We start from the raw sequence: 14,876 nt of genomic DNA, 5'->3' as shown, positions 1-14,876 counted from the left end.
GTGAGTAAGGAGAATAAAAAGAACCAAGACATGTCGATAGAAGACATATTAAAATCGATTAAAGGAGTAATAAACGAGCGTAAAAATCCTATTCATGAAAATGATAGCGAAGATGAAGATGTATTAGAGCTAACGGAAATAGTAAATCAAGATGAAGAAGAAAAGTTAATATCAACTAAATCTGCTGAAGAGGTAGGTGATATTTTTAAAAATTTTACCGATACTATTAAAGATAAAAAGCTGGATAATAATATCTCATCTAAAAATGCACTTGAAGAATTAGTCATTGAGATGTTAAAACCAGAACTTAAAGCTTGGCTTGATAAAAATCTACCTGTACTTGTTAAAGAGTTAGTAGAGATTGAGATAAAGAAATTGGTGCAGAATAGTAAGAGGTAGGGGAGTGAATGTCATTGCTAGCTAAAAGCGTGGGGGAGGTGTATGGCTCGTTTATGTCATTCCCGCGGAAGCGGGAATCCAGCAATTAAAAGGTATATACACAGTAAGTTTTTAATATTAAAAGCTCGATTTATCTCGTTTTACCGTGGATTCCTGCTTTCACAGGAATGACATCGAACAACCTTATGCTATCAAATAAATTATTTAATAAGGAATTATATGTTAAATAAATTATATAAGATATTATTTTTTATAAATTTGTTATTAGTGACAGTTCAAAGTTATGCTTCACCTCCGCCCTTACCGCCATCATTACCAGTTGTCGAAGTAGATACTAAAGATAAGGATGTTCGCTCTAGTGCCGATATTTCTTTTTTTGATAAATTTAAGCAATTTTTTAGTAAACCAAAAAAGAAAGATATACCTCCTAAACAAGCAAATGAACAAACTAAAGCAGCCCATCAAGAAGAACCAAAGCTAGCTTCCCAAGAGCCTAATGACAATGAACAAGCTGAGCCGTTTATAGATGTCGGTAATACAGCATTGCCTAGTGCTACAAGTGATAACGTTCATACAAATCCCAGTCATGAAATTAGTGTAAATTTAGCTTCTCATAACATTCAGGAATCTAATGAAGACGAGGTATCTGAGCATTTTATAGATATTGGTAGTGCAACGTTACCTAGTGTTACAAGTAATGAAATGCATGAAGAACAAGTTGCTGCTAATGAGCATAATGATACAAATTTAGCTTCTAATATTATAACTCCTAATGTACCGAGACCGATAGTATCTATGCCTCCGGCTCAAGCAGGAAGTTATGTAGTGCCTCCGCAGCGACCGGTGCAAATATATAAACCAACCAATTTGCCGTCTGTGCATAAGCCTATTCCGCTTAATCCTCCTCCTGATGCTAATAAAGAGGAAGAAAGCGTAGCACCTATAGCACCGCCCTCTATACCTAATATGCCTGCTGTTTCTCCACCTGTGGTTAGTCCGCCGGTAACCCAAGATACTACATCAAGTACTATGCCGACAACAGTACCTCCTGCAGGAACTCCGGCAATACCTAGTAATGTACCTGCACCTCCGGTAATGCCTACAAATCAACCTTTTACACAACCTATAACACCGACTAGCCTAAATACACCCGTTACTACTCCGTCTAAAGTAGTTCCTACAACCGATTCTTCGGCGGAAATCAATAACTCGCAAGAGACATTTGTGGCTGTTTCAGATGTCCCAAAAAAACAAGATTGGAATACGCCGCTTATACCCGTTGTTGTAGTGAAGCCGAATCAACTTCAGCCTTTAGAGAAGCAAATTAATAATAATCAACCTACAAATAATCAAGAGAAATCACCTCCGGTAAGCTCTCCAAATGTCACGATTCAAAAACAAGATAATAACATAAATAATGAAACATCGGAGTTGGTAACAAAATTTGTTAAAGATGAAACACAAATGTTACTTTTACCTGATGATGATATAGTTCTTGGTAAACTAACAGAGCAGGCGACTTTAGAGCAGATGGATATGTATGCATATATAGAGCTGTTCCAAAAGAAAGAAGAATGGATAGCAAGTGCCGAAAGAAGAAAAGTTGTAGAGAGTTTTATTAAATATGATAATGATATAAATAAAAAGAAAGATATTTATGCCAATCTATCTTATTGTAGTGCAGTAGAGAATGCTTTTAGAGCAGTGGATAGAAACAATCTTTTTGGGTTGCGTGCGTTACTTGACGCTTATCCTATATTGCAAGAAAAAGGTAGAAGCGGTGAGACATTACTAACTGCTGCTATTTATAACGATAATTACTATTTAGTAAAATTTTTGGTCATACGAGGTATTAAAATTTCTACTCTAAATGATGAGTGCCAATATCCATTAGATATTGCATTAGCTCAAGGAAACGCTAACATAGCTTGTATGTTAATCAAAGCTAAGGGATATAATTGATAAGATTATTTTTATCGTCATTGCGAGCGACTGTAAGGAGCGTGGCAATCTCATGAAATAGTATAAAATCCTGAGATTGCTTCGTCAAAACTTATAGTTTTGTCTTGCAATAACGTAGAATTTTCAAACAATTTCTTTAAAGCTTAATTGCTTTTCTATGTTAAATAGTTTAATTTAGGAGAGAAAATAATTAATTAAATCTCTAATATATGAGCGATTTATTCAGCTTTAACAAAGAAAAGAAAAATAAGCTAGTCGATAATAACTATAGTGCAAAAGATATTGAAGTATTAGAGGGGCTTGAGCCTGTTCGTAAAAGACCGGGGATGTATATCGGGGGTACTGATTCAAATGCTATGCATCATTTAGTATCTGAGGTGCTGGATAATGCTATGGATGAAGCAGTCGCCGGCTTTGCAAGTATCATCACGATAAAAATGCATCATGATCATAGTATTACTATATTTGATAACGGTCGTGGTATCCCTATTGATCATCATCCTAAATTTCCTGACAAATCAGCTTTAGAAGTAATTTTAACTACTCTTCATTCAGGAGGTAAATTCTCAAATAATGTTTATCATACTGCAGGTGGATTGCATGGTGTTGGAATATCGGTAGTAAATGCTTTATCTAAACATTTAGAAATAAAGGTTTATAAACAAGGTAAATTATATAGCCAAAGTTATTCTAAAGGAGAAAAATTAACTGATTTAATATGTGAAAAAGCATCTAAAAGGCTAAGAGGTACATCAATAAATTTCACTCCCGATCCGGAAATTTTTAGTGAAAAATTACATTTTAATCCTAAAAAGATTTATGAGCTTGCAAGGTCAAAAGCTTATTTATATCGCGGTGTTACTATAGAATGGGTATGCGAAGTAGAAGTACCGTCAGATATACCTAAAAAGGCATTAATAAGTTTCCCGAACGGTTTAAAAGATTATTTAAATTCAAAAATAACTTTAGATAATTTAGTTATTCCGGGAATTTTTGCAGGTAATATAGAGTCTACGCCGGACAGGATAAAACTTGAATGGGCGATTTGTTGGCAAAATAACGATAGCTCGGCATTTATTCAATCATATTGTAATACTGTTCCGACTCCTCAAGGAGGAACACATGAGCAAGGACTTAAGTCGGCTATTTTACGTGGGCTTAAAGCATATGGTGAAATGATAGGGAATAAAAAAGCTGCTAATCTAACTATTGAGGATATTTTAGAAACCGCAAGTGTCCTACTTTCTATTTTTATAGCTGAGCCATCTTTTCAAGGACAAACTAAGGAAAAATTAGTATCAAACGGTGTAAGTAAACCGGTCGAGAATATAATAAAAGATCATTTTGACCATTTTCTTAGTAGCGATAAAGCTTTAGCTACTAATTTACTTGAGCATGTAATTAGCATTGCTGAGTTTAGAATCAGTAAGAAAAACGAAAAAAATATTTCCCGTAAAAATGCCACTCAAAAATTACGTTTACCGGGTAAACTTGCTGATTGCACACGCACTTCACCTGAAGGGACGGAATTATTTATTGTAGAAGGTGATTCAGCAGGAGGCTCTGCAAAACAAGCACGTAATAGAGAAACGCAAGCAGTATTACCGCTATGGGGTAAAGTTCTAAATGTTGCGAGTTCTACGCTTGAGAAAATTGTTAATAATCAAGCAATACAAGATTTAGAAATAGCTCTTGCCTGCGGTAGTTTAAAGAATTATAAAAAAGAAAATCTGCGTTACGAAAAAATAATTATTATGACTGATGCAGATGTTGACGGTGCTCATATAGCTTCGCTATTAATGACTTTCTTTTTTTTACGAATGCCGAAATTGGTAGAAGAGGGGCATTTATATCTAGCTAAGCCTCCGCTTTATCGTTTAACGCAGTCTAATAAAACTTATTATGCAGGCGATGAAGAGGAAAAAGCTAAGTTAACGGATAAATTATTAAAAGCTAGTAAAGCTAAAATTGAAGTAGGTAGGTTTAAAGGTCTCGGTGAAATGATGCCTGCACAATTAAAGGAAACTACTATGCATCCGGAGAAAAGATCGCTTTTAAAGGTAACTTTAGAAGATTTTCAAAATGTCGATAAAATAGTAGATGATTTAATGGGTAAAAAGCCGGAAAAAAGATTTCAATTTATTTATGAACAGGCTTTAGTTAAAATGGATAAAATTATTAGTGAGCTGGATATTTAATCGTTATTGCGAGGAGCCGTAGGCGACGCGGCAATCTCGTCAAATATCCTAAGATTGCTTCGTCAAATTACTTCGCAATTTCCCTCGCAATGATGCTTTGCTTAAAAAACACACATATTTGGAGTATTATGTTATTACGTTTAATTATAACACTATTTTTTATTATAAATTCTATTTGTGCATTTGCAGAAGGAGAAAAAGAAACTGAAAATAAAATATCAAATCAGGAAGCTTATAAGCAATTTCAAGACGTATTTGAACGTATCGAAAAGGATTATGTACAGGTACCCGATAGGCAAAAAATGATAGATGAAGCAATTAACGGTATGTTAAACTCACTTGATCCTCATTCAAGCTATTATACCGATGAGGATTTAGAAGATATTTTTACTTTTACAAAAGGTGAATTCGGTGGAATCGGTGTTGAAATAATGTATGATAGCGGAGCAATTAAGATAATATCGCCTATCGACGATTTGTCGGCTTTCAAAGCAGGGCTTAAAGGCGGGGATTATATAGTAGGTGTGAATGACCAGTTAGTCTCTACACTTGGTCCTAATAAAGCTATAAAAGAGATGCGTGGTACGCCTGGTACTAAGGTTAAATTGTTGATAATTAAGGAAGAAGAGGCAAAACCGCAAGAGCTAGAGCTTACTCGCGAAATAGTAAAAATCAAGCCGATAAAAGCACATTTAGAAAAAAATAATATTGCATATATACGTATAACTACTTTTAATGAGTCAACAATTTCTGAGCTGAAGGCAGCAGTAAAGAAGTTAAAAACTGAGAGTAAAGATGACCTTAAAGGTATAATTCTAGATTTACGTAATAATGCCGGAGGTATACTCGATCAAGCTATTGCCGTTAGTGATTATTTTATTGATTCCGGTGTAATTGTAACAACAAAAGGTAGAACTACATCAAGTAATAGCGAAACTAAAGCAAATGAGTTTTCGTTAAAAGCTCCCAAAGTACCTATGATAGTTTTAATAAACGGTAATTCTGCCTCTGCCTCGGAAATAGTTGCCGGAGCTTTGCAAGATCATAAAAGAGCAATAATACTTGGCACTAAGTCTTTCGGTAAAGGATCGGTTCAGGCTTTAACGCAAATCAATTCTAGGGCTGCCGTAAAACTGACTATATCTAAATATTACACCCCAAGCGGTCGTTCTATTCAAGCAGAAGGAATAGAACCTGATATTTTAATTGAGCCGGCGAAAGTTGAGTATCCAGAAGTGAAAAAAATAGATAAGCGTTTTTCTGAGAGTTCTTTAAAAAATTATTTGAAGAATGATAATGAAAAAAACAAAGATAGCAAAAAAGAAACAAAAGCCAAAAATAATAAACAAGAAGAGAATGAATTATCGGAATTATACAAAAAAGATTATCAATTTGCTCGTGCTTATGATGTAATTACAGGGTTGATTATTAATAAGAAGCTGGAAACAAAAGAGAAAGTTAAACAAGAAGATAAGTAGAGAGGATAATATCATTCTCGGTTTTGCTGCATGGATAGATTCTTCGTCATAAGCTACGGAAAAACTGTAAGTTTTGTGCGTACGCAATCTCAGGAACCCTGGTTTATGAGATTGCCACGCTCCTTTTAGTCACTCACAATGACGATTTGGTATGCAAGCAAGCCTTCCGCAGGGATGACATCAGTTGAGCTAAAAATAACTACTAGGTCTTATAATGAACCATAATAAGTATATAGTAAGATTGTCATTCATTATATTGTTTCTTAATATTGTAGTAAATATGATGTTTTATCGTTATTTTATGATAAAAGAAATGATAGTAAAACAAGTGGCTTTGGAACATACTAAAATTGTAGAACTTTACACTGATAATATTTGGAATACTCATCAGAACGTAATCAGTAAATTACATAAATTCGATTATTTAAAACTATTACAAGATCAAGATTTTATTAATTTTGCAAAGATTACTGCTCAATGGTTCACCAGTCTTAATATTAATATTTCTCTCTACGATTTCAAAGGTAATAAATTCATCACTAGTAATATGTTACATATGTATAGTGTAGACAATTATAAAGATGATAGTTTGGTTGAGATAGTTACCGCAAAAATCGATAAATTTTTTTTTAAATCCTTTACTTCAAAAGCTCCGCTTCAAGATGCTTTTGAAGGTATTACAAGTCATATATTATTACCAAGGGTAGTAATAGAAAATGAAAGTGATTTAACAGTGGAAGAGGCTTCTTTTGTTACTAGCTATATTCCTGTTATAGATAATAATTTAGGTCTCCCTGTAGATGCAGTATTTGAGATTAACACTAATATTACCAGCCAGTGGCAAAATATAACCTCTCTTGAGCAAAAGGTTTTTATAACTTTTATCATTATTTTTATAATATTCTGCACTATAATTATTAGTAATACTAACTATGCTAGACAAATTATTGAGGAGCAGCTTGAAACAAATAGAAATTTAAAAGCTCAAATAGTAAAAGCAGAAAAAACCAGCTCTTCAAATACAAAGTTTTTGGCTAATATTAGTCATGAATTGCGTACACCGCTTAATGCTATAATAGGCTTTTCGGAAATTCTTATGTCGGAAAGAGATGCAGAAAAAAGTAAAAATTATATTAAAGATATAAATGATGCCGGTAAGCATTTGCTTAGTATGATTAATGATATTTTAGATCTTTCTAAAGCTTCTGCCGATAAATTAAAAGTGGATAGTATAGATCTTGATTTAAATAAATTAATTAGTTCTTCGCTGATACTTGTTAAGTCTCGTGCCGATCAAGCCGAAGTGGCTTTAATTAGTAGATTACCAAAAGAGCATGTGGTTATAAAGGCTGATCCAAAAAGGCTAAGACAAGTATTCTTAAATCTTTTATCAAATGCCGTGAAATTTACAAATTCCGGAGGAAGTGTTACTATTGCACTTGAAAAAGATGAGTTAGCAAAATTAGTATATATAAAAGTTATAGATACCGGTATCGGTATTGAGGAAAAAGATATCCCAAAAACTTTATCGGTGTTCGGTCAAATTGATAGTGAGCTTAGTAGAAAATATGAAGGTACCGGTCTTGGGTTGCCGCTTACTAAAAAGCTGGTTGAACTTATGAACGGTAAATTTGATTTGCAAAGTAAGATAAATGAAGGTACCACCATAACAATAACTTTTACATATGACGGTAGTATTGAAATATAAAAAATTGTGTGGAATATTAAAAAATTTTCGGTATTATAAAAAATTATAAATTTTTAAAAAATATATGAAACTAATTGTCTTATTATTTACTTTTTTATTTTCTATGTTTTCTTTCGGAGAAAGCGAAACTATTAAAGGAAAGCCTTTAAAATATGCAGCAAATAATGATTTTGAAAATAGACTAGATGAACAGGAACAAGAAATCAGAAGGCTAATCGGTAAAGTTGAGGTTTTACAGCATAAAATTGATATGCTAACGCAGAACTCAAATATTTCAAATCAAGAAGAAAGTACTGAAGTTTTAGAAGCTGGTGATTCAAAAAAACAAGATGTTTTTGATATAGCTTTGCTTAAAGATATGCCGGATAATGCTCCTAAAAAACCTATTGCGGTTAATAAGGATATAGCTCCTGATAAGCAAGCTTACGATTTGACTCTTGCTGCTTATAAAGATAATAAACTTACTGAAGCAAAAGATAAGTTTAAAAATTTTATCCAAAAATATCCTAACAGTTCGCTAATTAGTAATGCTTATTTCTGGTATGGGGAATGCTTTTTTAAACAAAAAGACTATAACGGGGCAGCGGTTAACTATTTAAAAGGCTATAAAGAGTCACCGAAAGGGGCAAAATCTTCCGATGGGTTATTGAAGTTAGCACTTTCCTTAGGTGAACTAAAAAAAACTCAGGAAGCATGTAATATGCTTGCTAAGCTTGATAACGAATTTCCAACTAATAGAACTGCCGCATCCAAGAAAATGGCAGAAGATGCTAAGATTAAATTTGGCTGTAAAAATAAATAAAAATAATAAAATATGACTGATATTTTGGATGAAGTACTGAGTGATCAAAATGAAGAAAAAAGATTAATTTTTTTCAAAAAGCTTTTACCTATAATAATAATCATTTCTATAATAGCTATTACTATAATGGTTGTTATTAATAATAATAAAGATAAAAGAATTAAAAATAACCAAAAAAACGGAGATATTCTTGTTAAGATTGTTGGTTTGGAAACAACAAAAGATAATGAAGAATTAGTTTTTAATACTTTAGAGAATTTAGTTACTACTAGTAATACTAAAATCAGAGAAATAGCTGCATTGGCACAAGTAGCCATAAAGATTTCAGAAAAAAAATATTCAGAAGCGAAAGACCTGCTTAATAAAATTATTGAAAATAAAGAATATTCTGAAATTTCTACTTCTTATGCACGTATTTCATGGTGTAGTCTTGTTATTGATGATCAAAATCTAGATATTCAAGATAAAGAGAAATTGACCAAATATTTAAACTATTTTGATGATGAGAAAAAACCTTTTTGGGCTACAGCAACTATTATAAAAGCTATGTGGGATATTAAGAATAATATGAAACCGCAAGCAGAAAAAAATCTAAAAAATTTATTAATTTCAAATAATGTACCTGATCTAATAAAAGATCAGGCTAAAGCATTGCTTGTAAATTTAAATAAATAATAATTCGTACTTAAGGAAAAATATGACAAAAAAAATAGCACTTCTGTTATTACCGTTTATTTTAATTTCATGTAACGGGCTTGGACCAAAAAGGGTAAAAAATATTGTTGAGTTGACTCCTAAATTAGCAATTCAGACTCATGAACCTATATATTTAGATTCTAATGCAAATATATATGCATTTAATGCAAATATGCTTAAGAATAAACAGTATAGTTTCGCTAGAAGCAAAACGATTACCGAGCCGGTTTTTATAGGCGATATGATTTATGCATTGGATATTAGATCGAATATTTCTGCATTTTCTATAGAGAAAAATAAGATTATTTGGTCTTATAATTTAAGTAGACATAAAAAAAATAATTATATAGGCGGCGGAATTTTACACCATAACGGAAAATTATACGTAACATACGGTTCAAGGTTGTTAGTAGTGCTAGATGCAAAATCAGGTTATGAAATAATTAGAAAAGAATTTCCGGATATTATTAGAATTAAGCCTATTGTGCTCAATGATAATACTGTCTTAGTGCAAACTATCAGTAATCAAACTATTGCTTTAAATGCAGAAACTTTAAAAACCGTATGGGAACATGAAAGCCTAGCGGAAGTTTTGTCGGCTAGTTATTTTATGACGCCGATAGTACAGTATGATAATGTAATAGTAACTTATAATTCCGGGCGAATACTTGCCTTAAATATAACAAACGGTGAAGTAAAATGGAGTTTTGAGTTTGTAAATCTTAATGATCGTACAGCTATACCGAATTTTGACGAATCAAGTATTTTATGTACTCCCGTTCATGATAATATGAATCTGTATATAGCAACCGGTCTTGGTAAGCTTATTAAGCTTAATGTAGCAACCGGCAGTGTGATTTGGCAGGTAAATGCCGAGGATATTCAATCAATGTCTTTAATCGGTAATAGCCTATTTGTAACAAATAATGCTAGACAAATAGCAGCATTTAATCCTGAAACAGGGAAAGTAAAGTTTGTAGCTGATTTAAATGATGGAAAAGATCCTAAGAAACTAAAATCTGCTGCTTTTTTAGTACCTTTTGTTGGAGTTGATAATAACAATAAGCGAAGTTTAAATGTTATTTCCGTTAACGGTGTTTTATATAGTTTTGATGTTGATAATAATGGATTAAACATGATACCTCATATTGTCAAAATTATAAAAAATATTCGTTATTATGGGCTAAGAGCAAATAATAATTTGTATTTTTCTACCGATAGAAAAATAATATTCGGAAGTAAATAAATTATATTTAGCTTGACAGATAGTGGGTATTAATGCTATTAAACATGTTGTTTGAAATTCTAATTAAAAAGATACTATTGTGAAAACTTACTCGGCAAAGCCATCGGAAATTGAAAAGAAATGGTGGGTCGTAGACGCAAAAAATATTGTGCTAGGACGACTCGCTAGCAGAGTTGCTAATATGCTACGCGGTAAGCATAAGCCTAGCTTTACACCTCATTTAGATTGTGGTGATAATGTAATCATAATAAATGCGGAGCATGTAAAATTAACAGGTAAAAAAGCGAATCCCAAAGACGGAAAAATATATTACAGATATACAGGATTTCCAGGTGGGATAAAAGATACTACGGCAGGTAAAATCTTAAGTGGTAAACACCCTGAGAGAGTTATTAAAATGGCCGTAAAAAGAATGATTACAAGAAATGCTTTAGGTGCTAAGCAAATGAGTAATTTGTATGTTTATGCAAGTGGTGATCATCCTCATATGGCACAGCAACCTACTGTTTATGATTTTGCAAGCCAAAATCCAAAAAATAAAAAGTAATAGAATATGCCAGAGTTAAAAATTAAAACAGAAAAAGTAGAAAAGCAGTTAACTAAAGAACCTTTAGTATTAAAAACTCCTAAAGAAAAAATAGATAATTCAGGCAAGCTTTATGCTACAGGTAAAAGAAAAAATGCTATAGCACGAGTATGGCTTAAAGTAGGAAAAGGAAAAGTAATTGTTAATAAAAAAACAATAGCCCAGTATTTTCCCTCTGAAACTTATGTGAAAACTATCTTACAGCCGTTTGTCTTAACAAAAACTATTGATCAGTATGATGTAATTTGTACTGTTAGAGGTGGAGGAATTTCAGGACAGAAAGGTGCTATTTTACATGGAATTTCTAAAGCTTTAGATAAATCTGCTCCGGATTTTCATGCTATTTTGCGTAAAGGTGGTCTTTTAACACGTGATTCTAGGGTAGTAGAGCGTAAGAAATATGGACAACGTAAAGCACGTAAGAAAACACAATTCTCTAAACGTTAAGATAAAGTTTGAGAAATTGCTAGTCAATTGTTGTATGGATCAATTTTTTTATTGTCATCCCGCAGCTTGATCGTGGGATCCAGCTTAAAATATTTAAATTATTAGTATTTTAAGTTATTTTTTGGGGGATACCGTGGTCAAGCCACGGTATGACACTAGGTACATTTTCCAAGCCATGCAACCGCTTTTATCTAGAATGACACTTCTTAACAAATTATACAAACACTTTTCTCCTGGCGGGGTAGCTCAGCTGGTTAGAGCGACGGAATCATAATCCGTGTGTCGGGGGTTCAAATCCCTCCCTCGCTACCATTCATTCGTCTTTTTGACAGTTCTATAGTAAATTCTGGTTTGAACTTTGTGCTTCTTTGTTCATCCTCTCGTCTATTATATATATAGGCTCTACCTTCGTGCCTGTCACAAAATGGGGTTGAGTTTACTATAGTACTGTTAACAGTCCCATAGTGTTTAATAAAATTTTGTATAAGATAAATATTAGACTTCTTGTATAAGCTATTTTATAAAGAGGAATTTGAAGGAAGCACGGAACAACCGGAGCGTAGTCAAATCTATGTAAGGATTCGAGTACCGGATCGACATACAAATTACTTTTAGAAAGAGATTATGCAAGAAGTCTATTTTATATTAGGTTCTGTGAAGATCTCTAAAAAGATTTGATTTGCACTAAAAAATATCTCAAAATAACAAATCAACTAGAAATCTTTACAAAGCCTAGCATTTTATGAAATTGATTTTAACAAGTTTAATTTTTATATTTATGAGCTTTCTTCCAATATATGCTAAATCCTTACCTAAAGGGTTCGTGTATCTGAAAGATATCGACCCTATAATTATTCAAAATATGCATTATTATTCAGATGAAAATTTTGTTGGTAAAAAGGTAGATGGTTATAAAGCACCGGAAGCAATTTTAACCATAGAAGTTGTTAAGGCTCTTAAAGCAGTACAAGCTGAGATACAAAAAGATGGTTATTCACTGATTATATATGATGCATATAGACCACAAAAAGCTGTACAATATTTTTTAAGATGGAACAAAGATAATATTGATCAAAAAAATAAGGAAAGCTTTTACCCATATATAGATAAGTCTAAATGTTTTATATTAGGTTATATAGCTGAAAGATCTAGTCATAGTAGGGGTAGTACTGTAGATTGATCAATAATAAAGCTTCAGAAGTAATAATAATCCTGAAGTCATTAAGAGAAAGCTGAAAAACGAGCGTGTTATGATCCATCCTATTTAGGTGACAATACGGTAGACATGTATACTTCTTTTGACTTATTTGATGAAGTTTTACCTCATGATAGTTAATTGATAAGCAATATTTAGCAAAACGTAATTATTTACGTTCTAAGATGCAAAAACATAATTTTAAAGCATGTAAAATTGAGTGGTGGCATTATACACTTGCAGATGAGTATTATATAAAGATCAATATTTTAACTTTGATATAGAAAAAACTATGACAGTATTAAGTGAGAAAAGATGCATACCATGTGAGGGTGGAGTCCCGCCACTTGAGAAAAAAGAAATTGATAAGTTATTAGTTCAATTACAAAGTGAGTGGCAAGTGAATGCATTAGGGCCTCTTTATAAAAAATATAAATTTTCTAATTTTATAAAAGCTATGGAATTTGCAAATAAGATAACTGAAATTGCAGAGCAGGGAGCACATCATCCCGATTTAACTATATCTTGGGGAGTATGTAGTGTGGAAATATGGACTTATAAAATCGATGGTCTTACGGAAAACGACTTTATATTGGTTGCAAAGATAGAAAGTAAAATCTAATTATTTTTAAGTTGTAATAATTAATTACTTAAGTGAAAAGAATAATAGAAAAAATCACACAAGTATCAACAGCTAAACGATGGTTTCTTATTAAATTAATTGAATTATAACAATAATCTTAATAATAAGACATGTTATAATAAACATAAAGTAACGTTATGCCAAATTATCATATTAAATTTTTACCAAATATAGTTAATTTAATCGGTTATTTTTGTAGACTTATTTTATTACCAAATTTAATACCAGCTGATTCTAGTGAAAATAGTTATGATCAAAGCCTTGATAGAAATAAGGTATATTCTGTACATTTAAAACCTTTTTCTAATACCTCTACATATTTTTTAGATGAGCATCCTGATCATACCTTTGTACATATTGCTGATAAAAAATATATTTTATGTGGATTGGTTAGAAAGCTAAAATTTGCGTTTGAAGATATAAATTCATGATTTTTAATGCCGGAAACTCAAATTGATACGGTTAATTGGGACACTGAAACAACAACAAATCACTGCCTAAGTAATTTTATTATAAACTTATTTCATATAAGAGAAGTAAAAGATTTTATTGCTAATATAACTATATCTAATCTAGCAAATGTATTTACTGCACATATAATTGGTGATAATAATTATAACCTAATAAAGAATGATAGTACATATTATATGATTGAATCTAGTTGCGATAAAGATATTAGTTTATTGTCTAGAGGAACAAATGAGTGTGTTGTATTTACTTTAGGCAATAATGATACGGATACTTCATTATTTAGTGCTATAAATGAATGAATTGAAGGTGATAAAGAGGTAAATAGTGCTGCTACAAGTACTATATTTATCTATATTACAATAGCAGTAACATTAAGTATATTAGGCATAAGATACATAGCTAATAAGATTAAGGTACATATAAATTCTGATTACCATGATGATAGCGATCAACATAGTATATGTCTAGGTCGAATAGAGGATCAAGAGGCTCTAAATAATTAAGTATAGTAAAAGAAATTGAACATAATTCAACTTCTTTTACTATATATATAAAATTTTTACTAAATTAATGATTCAAATTCTTTTACGACGGCTTGGTAAAGTTTACGTTTAAACGGTATTATAATAGATAAGAGTTCATCAAGTGATGCCCAACGCCATTGGTCAAATTCCGGATTAGAGGTCTTTATATTAATATCTTCGTTATTTCCGGTAAACCTAATTAAAAACCAGCGTTGTTTTTGTCCACGAAAATTACCGTTCCACAGTTTAGGTATTAAAAAGCTTGGTACATCATAACTATACCAGCATTTGCTTTCGGCAATAATATATCCTTTATTGCTGCCTATTTCTTCTAACATCTCACGCATTGCTGCAATACTTGGTGTTTCGCCGGGAACTATCCCACCTTGCGGCATTTGCCATGCAGATATTTTTGTATCTATTCTTTTACCGACGAATATATGGTTATCGGCATTTAATATCATCATGCCGACCCCTGGTCTATATGGTAAATCAAGATGTTTTTTGGAAGAATTGCTCAT

General features: G+C 32.0%; 15 protein-coding genes, 1 tRNA gene and 2 pseudogenes. 17 read left to right on the top strand and 1 reads right to left on the bottom strand.

The annotated features are described in order from the left end of the window. From AB4K15_RS00415 to AB4K15_RS00335, 17 genes and pseudogenes are all read left to right on the top strand, one after another. Positions 1 to 399 carry a PopZ family protein gene (locus AB4K15_RS00415; RefSeq protein ID WP_032073962.1) on the top strand — a complete coding sequence of 133 codons (399 nt, stop codon included), beginning with the start codon at positions 1 to 3 and terminating at the stop codon, positions 397 to 399. 8 nt (positions 400 to 407) lie between these two features. Then, a pseudogene (locus AB4K15_RS00410) lies at positions 408 to 629 on the top strand (hypothetical protein). Further along, positions 619 to 2,361 carry an ankyrin repeat domain-containing protein gene (locus AB4K15_RS00405; protein ID WP_500224804.1) on the top strand — a complete coding sequence of 581 codons (1,743 nt, stop codon included), beginning with the start codon at positions 619 to 621 and terminating at the stop codon, positions 2,359 to 2,361. Before AB4K15_RS00410 ends, AB4K15_RS00405 begins: the two are co-directional and overlap by 11 nt. A gap of 209 nt (positions 2,362 to 2,570) precedes the next feature. Next, on the top strand, positions 2,571 to 4,559 hold the full coding sequence (gene parE, locus AB4K15_RS00400; protein ID WP_500224808.1) for a DNA topoisomerase IV subunit B: 1,989 nt from the start codon (positions 2,571 to 2,573) through the stop codon (positions 4,557 to 4,559). A gap of 128 nt (positions 4,560 to 4,687) precedes the next feature. After that, positions 4,688 to 6,037, top strand: a complete 1,350-nt coding sequence (locus tag AB4K15_RS00395; RefSeq protein WP_032073965.1) for a S41 family peptidase — start codon at positions 4,688 to 4,690, stop codon at positions 6,035 to 6,037. A gap of 214 nt (positions 6,038 to 6,251) precedes the next feature. After that, on the top strand, positions 6,252 to 7,745 hold the full coding sequence (locus tag AB4K15_RS00390; protein WP_032073966.1) for a sensor histidine kinase: 1,494 nt from the start codon (positions 6,252 to 6,254) through the stop codon (positions 7,743 to 7,745). A 64-nt stretch (positions 7,746 to 7,809) separates the two neighbouring features. Next, a complete protein-coding gene (gene ybgF / locus AB4K15_RS00385; protein WP_032073967.1) occupies positions 7,810 to 8,547 on the top strand; it encodes a tol-pal system protein YbgF in 738 nt (245 codons plus the stop codon). Between the two features lie 12 nt (positions 8,548 to 8,559). Next, entirely contained in the window at positions 8,560 to 9,222 is a 663-nt protein-coding gene (locus AB4K15_RS00380; RefSeq protein WP_500224814.1) for a DUF2659 family protein, read from the top strand. Positions 9,223 to 9,244: 22 nt separating this feature from the next. Continuing rightward, on the top strand, positions 9,245 to 10,489 hold the full coding sequence (locus AB4K15_RS00375) for an outer membrane protein assembly factor BamB (protein WP_032073969.1): 1,245 nt from the start codon (positions 9,245 to 9,247) through the stop codon (positions 10,487 to 10,489). A 79-nt stretch (positions 10,490 to 10,568) separates the two neighbouring features. After that, a complete protein-coding gene (gene rplM / locus AB4K15_RS00370) occupies positions 10,569 to 11,036 on the top strand; it encodes a 50S ribosomal protein L13 (protein ID WP_500224816.1) in 468 nt (155 codons plus the stop codon). 6 nt (positions 11,037 to 11,042) lie between these two features. Beyond that, complete coding sequence (gene rpsI, locus AB4K15_RS00365; RefSeq protein ID WP_032073971.1) at positions 11,043 to 11,522, top strand: 30S ribosomal protein S9; 480 nt, start codon at positions 11,043 to 11,045, stop codon at positions 11,520 to 11,522. A gap of 235 nt (positions 11,523 to 11,757) precedes the next feature. Beyond that, positions 11,758 to 11,834 (top strand) — tRNA-Met (locus tag AB4K15_RS00360). A 430-nt stretch (positions 11,835 to 12,264) separates the two neighbouring features. Then, complete coding sequence (locus AB4K15_RS00355; RefSeq protein WP_084698792.1) at positions 12,265 to 12,702, top strand: M15 family metallopeptidase; 438 nt, start codon at positions 12,265 to 12,267, stop codon at positions 12,700 to 12,702. A gap of 105 nt (positions 12,703 to 12,807) precedes the next feature. Further along, positions 12,808 to 12,953 (top strand): annotated as a pseudogene (locus AB4K15_RS00350) (M15 family metallopeptidase domain-containing protein); the annotation flags it as partial. A gap of 56 nt (positions 12,954 to 13,009) precedes the next feature. After that, positions 13,010 to 13,339 (top strand): 4a-hydroxytetrahydrobiopterin dehydratase, encoded by a 330-nt coding sequence (locus tag AB4K15_RS00345; protein ID WP_032074026.1) that lies wholly within the window; start codon positions 13,010 to 13,012, stop codon positions 13,337 to 13,339. 158 nt (positions 13,340 to 13,497) lie between these two features. After that, positions 13,498 to 13,791: a hypothetical protein gene (locus AB4K15_RS00340; protein WP_014366090.1), complete on the top strand. Its 294-nt coding sequence runs from the start codon at positions 13,498 to 13,500 to the stop codon at positions 13,789 to 13,791. A 6-nt stretch (positions 13,792 to 13,797) separates the two neighbouring features. Continuing rightward, positions 13,798 to 14,130, top strand: coding sequence for a hypothetical protein (locus AB4K15_RS00335; RefSeq protein WP_032073972.1), 333 nt, complete (start codon positions 13,798 to 13,800; stop codon positions 14,128 to 14,130). A gap of 263 nt (positions 14,131 to 14,393) precedes the next feature. Here the strand turns inward: AB4K15_RS00335 and AB4K15_RS00330 are convergent, their stop codons facing one another. Next, complete coding sequence (locus AB4K15_RS00330; RefSeq protein WP_032074027.1) at positions 14,394 to 14,876, bottom strand: RNA pyrophosphohydrolase; 483 nt, start codon at positions 14,874 to 14,876, stop codon at positions 14,394 to 14,396.

It is taken from the genome of Rickettsia aeschlimannii (assembly GCF_047973405.1).
Lineage (GTDB): Bacteria > Pseudomonadota > Alphaproteobacteria > Rickettsiales > Rickettsiaceae > Rickettsia > Rickettsia rickettsii.
The sequence above is the reverse complement of the archived record's forward strand: the minus strand, read 5'-3'. Positions and strand labels throughout refer to the sequence as shown.

Bases quoted from the DNA above. Each gene is read 5' to 3' on its own strand.
- AB4K15_RS00405 (WP_500224804.1), top strand. From the start codon at position 619: ATGTTAAATAAATTATATAAGATATTATTTTTTATAAATTTGTTATTA.
- AB4K15_RS00395 (WP_032073965.1), top strand. From the start codon at position 4,688: ATGTTATTACGTTTAATTATAACACTATTTTTTATTATAAATTCTATT.
- AB4K15_RS00340 (WP_014366090.1), top strand. From the start codon at position 13,498: ATGCCAAATTATCATATTAAATTTTTACCAAATATAGTTAATTTAATC.
- AB4K15_RS00330 (WP_032074027.1), bottom strand. From the start codon at position 14,876: ATGAGCAATTCTTCCAAAAAACATCTTGATTTACCATATAGACCAGGG.
- AB4K15_RS00390 (WP_032073966.1), top strand. From the start codon at position 6,252: ATGAACCATAATAAGTATATAGTAAGATTGTCATTCATTATATTGTTT.
- AB4K15_RS00375 (WP_032073969.1), top strand. From the start codon at position 9,245: ATGACAAAAAAAATAGCACTTCTGTTATTACCGTTTATTTTAATTTCA.
- AB4K15_RS00355 (WP_084698792.1), top strand. From the start codon at position 12,265: ATGAAATTGATTTTAACAAGTTTAATTTTTATATTTATGAGCTTTCTT.
- ybgF (WP_032073967.1), top strand. From the start codon at position 7,810: ATGAAACTAATTGTCTTATTATTTACTTTTTTATTTTCTATGTTTTCT.
- AB4K15_RS00380 (WP_500224814.1), top strand. From the start codon at position 8,560: ATGACTGATATTTTGGATGAAGTACTGAGTGATCAAAATGAAGAAAAA.
- rpsI (WP_032073971.1), top strand. From the start codon at position 11,043: ATGCCAGAGTTAAAAATTAAAACAGAAAAAGTAGAAAAGCAGTTAACT.
- AB4K15_RS00335 (WP_032073972.1), top strand. From the start codon at position 13,798: ATGCCGGAAACTCAAATTGATACGGTTAATTGGGACACTGAAACAACA.
- AB4K15_RS00345 (WP_032074026.1), top strand. From the start codon at position 13,010: ATGACAGTATTAAGTGAGAAAAGATGCATACCATGTGAGGGTGGAGTC.
- parE (WP_500224808.1), top strand. From the start codon at position 2,571: ATGAGCGATTTATTCAGCTTTAACAAAGAAAAGAAAAATAAGCTAGTC.